The sequence below is a fragment of the Spirochaetota bacterium genome (assembly GCA_026414805.1).
Classification (GTDB): Bacteria; Spirochaetota; UBA4802; order UBA4802; family UB4802; genus UBA4802.
In genome coordinates, this window is sequence record JAOAIH010000118.1 from 1 (window position 1) to 4,105 (window position 4,105).

At 33.5% G+C, this 4,105-nt stretch carries 4 protein-coding genes; 2 read left to right on the plus strand and 2 right to left on the minus strand.

The features are described from left to right. Positions 1-507: excinuclease ABC subunit UvrA (locus N3F66_14600; protein ID MCX8125375.1), on the plus strand; the 507-nt coding region annotated here is incomplete at its 5' end. Positions 508-552: 45 nt separating this feature from the next. On the opposite strand, the gene N3F66_14605 is transcribed toward N3F66_14600, so the two are convergent. Together N3F66_14605 and N3F66_14610 are read right to left on the minus strand one after the other, a co-directional pair. Beyond that, positions 553-2,178: a T9SS type A sorting domain-containing protein gene (locus N3F66_14605; GenBank protein ID MCX8125376.1), complete on the minus strand. Its 1,626-nt coding sequence runs from the start codon at positions 2,176-2,178 to the stop codon at positions 553-555. A gap of 11 nt (positions 2,179-2,189) precedes the next feature. Beyond that, positions 2,190-3,908 (minus strand): T9SS type A sorting domain-containing protein, encoded by a 1,719-nt coding sequence (locus N3F66_14610; GenBank protein ID MCX8125377.1) that lies wholly within the window; start codon positions 3,906-3,908, stop codon positions 2,190-2,192. Positions 3,909-3,991: 83 nt separating this feature from the next. On the opposite strand from N3F66_14610, the gene N3F66_14615 reads away from it, so the two are divergent. Beyond that, the coding region (locus N3F66_14615) for an isomerase/hydrolase (GenBank protein ID MCX8125378.1) at positions 3,992-4,105 on the plus strand (114 nt) is incomplete at its 3' end.

Below are 4,105 nucleotides of genomic sequence, written 5' to 3' on the forward strand. Positions count from 1 at the left end.
CAAGTGAGATACAAAGGAAAAAATATTTCTGAAGTTCTTGAAATGACAGTTGAGGAAGCACTTTCTTTTTTTGAGAATATCCCAAAGATAAAAAAGAAATTACAAACTTTGTATGATGTTGGTTTAGGGTATATTCAACTTGGACAATCTTCTGTAACCATCAGTGGTGGTGAAGCACAGAGAATTAAACTGGCCTCTGAATTATATAAAAAAGATACAGGTAAAACTTTATATATATTAGATGAACCCACAACCGGCTTGCATTTTGAAGATATCAATAAACTTTTATTAGTACTACACCAATTAGTCAATAATGGAAATACAGTAATAGTGATTGAACACAACATGGATGTGATTAAAACAGCCGATTATATTATTGATTTAGGACCTGAGGGTGGTAAAGAAGGTGGTTATGTATTATTTGAAGGTACTCCTGAAGAAATGATACAACTGAAAAATAATAGCACTGCTGAGTTTTTGAGAGCAGAGTTTCAGTTAAATGAATAAATCAAAAAATACACAGATTTAAGTATATGTAGGAAAAAATTAACCTTACTTTGAAGGAAGTATAATAATTTTATCGGATTGCTTTGTTCGTTCATCTATGATAATGAACATGCCACTGTTTGGTAAATCTATTGTTTTAACATCATTAGCGGGTATATATTCTTGTTTAATAATATCTCCTAAAGAATTATAAATACGGACGGTAGTAGAATAAAAACTTTTTACATTGATTTTTCCATCGCTTGGATTAGGATAAACAGAGATTTTATTAGATACGGATGGTATGTTTGCAGCAGAAGTTAATCGGTCAATTTTGGCTAAAAAAGCATTTGTGGAATTGTTTTTATTTATTTGTAAATTACCAAAATACATCGTTGTGCCATTTCCTGTATTCCCGCAAACATAAACCTGCTTAGTATTATCTAAGGTAAGGTCAGCAATCTTTAAAGCACTACCGCCATCATAAATACCTGCAAGCCAATAGGCAAAATTTAAATTATCGTTCATCATAGATATCCATTGACCAGAATAAGGACCGCTAATAGTTAGACCGCGTAATGTAAAATTATTATTATGTGTACCCACTAAGTACACATTATCGTCATCGTCGGTAAATACTGAATATAATTTTCCTTTGAAACAATATGGATATATGTCATTTACAATATTAGTAACATTTCCAAGGGTATCAAAGAAGGCAACAAAGGGATTCATCATAGCGTAATTGTCGATTATCATTACAGGATTATTGTTATTACAGGGATTACCAATTAAAATTAATTGAGCTTTATTTTTTTGATATGCTATAATGGGTTCTGCAGGAGATGGAAAAGAATAAAAATAATAGTTAAATATTTTGCTCCATTTAATTTGTCCATTGTAATCCTTTAACGATAATATACATAGTTGGTTATTGGCTTGATTTCTTATCAGCCAGAAAATCTGATGATTGTGTACGATTAAATTTCTAGTTACATCTGTATTGAGATATTGAGCAATGTTATAAACTTTTGTCCACACAACATTTCCTGATGGATTTAATTTAATAAGGTATGCATCAGCGGTAGTTCCACTAGTGTCAGAGTTTTTCAAAGTATCGTTATCTACAATTAGATATTTTCCCCAGAAATTTCCAGCAATGTAAAGATTGTTGTTTTTGTCAATACATAAGTTACTTACATCACAATTAGCTGTATTAATAAATTTCTTTGTCCATATTAATGTTCCAATACTATCGTATTTAATTAAAAAAACCATTCCCTTACCTGGATTTGGATTAGTCAAACCCGAAATAGATAAAACACTGGCAGTAGTTATTCCTGTAACAATTACATTTTTATTATTGTCTGTGGTTACTGCAATCCCCTTCACCATATTATCACCTGTGATACAAGTAGCCCATAATGTGTTTCCGTTTTTGTCTGTTTTTAATAAATACATTGCAAAGGAATTATTTAAAGTTGAAAAAGAATAACCGTTTCCAAAATTGATAGTATTGGTAAAATAACCTGTGAGCCATATATTATCTCCATCGGTACATATAGAGTTGGCATTATCTATTGTATTGCTGCCATATTGATTAGCCCATATCCAGTTTTCTGTATTTTGGGCAAAACCCTTACTTACACTCAGCCATAAACATATAATACTTATCCAATACACTTTGCTCATATAATAGTAAATTAGTGTTGTACAATTATGGGCAGGTGTGTTTTTTGATAGAGATCATTTTGCAACACCAAAATATAATAACCATTCGGTAAGGAAGATATATCCATTTGTAAAAGATTGTTTGAGTTCGCAGAAAATTTCACTGAATACTCATAAATTCTACCGCTAATGTCAGTCAAATAAAGACGGGAGATTTTTTGATTTGTGTTTAGATGAATGTTTAAATATTCATAAGCAGGATTAGGATAAACCTTTTCCACAAAAGACGTATTCTTCATTTCTTCAGTTTCTGTGAGAATAGAGCAATCACATCCAGCTAGGTGATTGGCCTGAAAGAAATTTTGTACTTGTTCTACTCTTCGCTTAAATAGTCGGACAGCATACACATTGTCCTGAAAATGATTGTTGTTTTCAGCAAAAATAAAAGCAAATGAAAAACATACTTCTCCTGATGGTGGAAGTATTAAAGGACCTATTGTGCTTACAATTCTTCTGTCGTGTGGTGAATTGCCCGCTGATATTTCATCCCACGAGTTAGTATAAGTAACGGGTGAAGAACAATTGCCGTTGCTTCCCCAGCCATATTGATTGTCGCTGCTGTCAGGAAAGGCATATTTGTAAGCAGGCAAAGAACTGGAATTGTATCCGTTTCCGGTTCTTTTCAGCGGTGTGCCATTTTTCCAAATGGATTGCATGTAGTTCCAGTAATGAACAGTTGTGGTAGGATTAGACGTGGCACTTGAATCAGGATAACCACCATTGTTATAATACATAATGTAAGCGAGACCGCTTGGTTCATTCGGTTCATCTATTATACAGTCCTTGTTATTATCTATCCCATCGTTAGGTATTGCCAAAGGGAAATCTAAGAATGTATACCCTGCGCAGGCGGGATAATCGCCAAATTCAAAATCATAGCCATCTCCATCGTATATAAAAACTGCGTTTCTTTGAATATCACTGCCTGCAAAATCATCCCAGCAAAATCCCATGTCTAAATCGCTCCACCAAGTCACGAAAAAAGGATTGTAAGTATTGGCAGATCGATTGATAATTCTGTATTGAAAAAATAAAGTATTGTTTAATGCAGAGTCGTTGGGCATATTGAACCCATAAATCATTTGATGAACTTCAACACCTAATGGTAAACCTTGTGTTTCGGTATGAGATGTATTATCGTTATAAATAGCAAAAATAGCTTCGTCTCCCTTAATGCATGGATAATCCCCAAACTGAGGTTCGTAAACACCATTATTGTTCAAATCTTTAAAAGGAGCAAGATGAGAGGCATGACCAAGCGATACATTGCCATGTGTGGGCCATTGTGCAATAGGTAAAGGAATTGTAGAATATAAATTCAAACGAAAACTATCCACCATACTTTTTCTGACTTTCCACAATTTATTCCAGGAGAAAGGGGCTGAAGGATATGGGCCATATTTAAAGTCGCTTCCTATTTGAGCATAGGTTTGGGCGGCCAAGTGTAATTGTCCACCGGCATCTAATCCACCTAACCACAGGGCACTACCCCGACAAACTTGAGTGGTCGAATCAACGGGCGCATAATAAGCACCATATAAGTTGCTGTAATTTCCCACATATCCGTTTGAGGTAATGGGCTTAATCTTAATTTTATTGACTACTATCTCATCAAAATAAATTTGAGAGTATAATATTCCTCCCAAAAAACATACTATTAATATTAATGAAATAATATACAGCTTTTTCATAGATTTACTTTTTGCAAATTTAAAAATTATTTTTCAAATAAAAAATATGGATTGCTTATTTCACTACCTTTACACCAAAAAAAATGAAATTCATTTGTGTTGGAAAAAATTATGCCGAACATGTTAAAGAGATGGGGTGGAAAGATGAACAGGAAATTGTACTGTTTATGAAGCCCGAGAGTGCATGGTGTAAAGAC

Bases quoted from the DNA above. Each gene is read 5' to 3' on its own strand.
- N3F66_14605 (MCX8125376.1), bottom strand. From the start codon at position 2,178: ATGAGCAAAGTGTATTGGATAAGTATTATATGTTTATGGCTGAGTGTA.
- N3F66_14610 (MCX8125377.1), bottom strand. From the start codon at position 3,908: ATGAAAAAGCTGTATATTATTTCATTAATATTAATAGTATGTTTTTTG.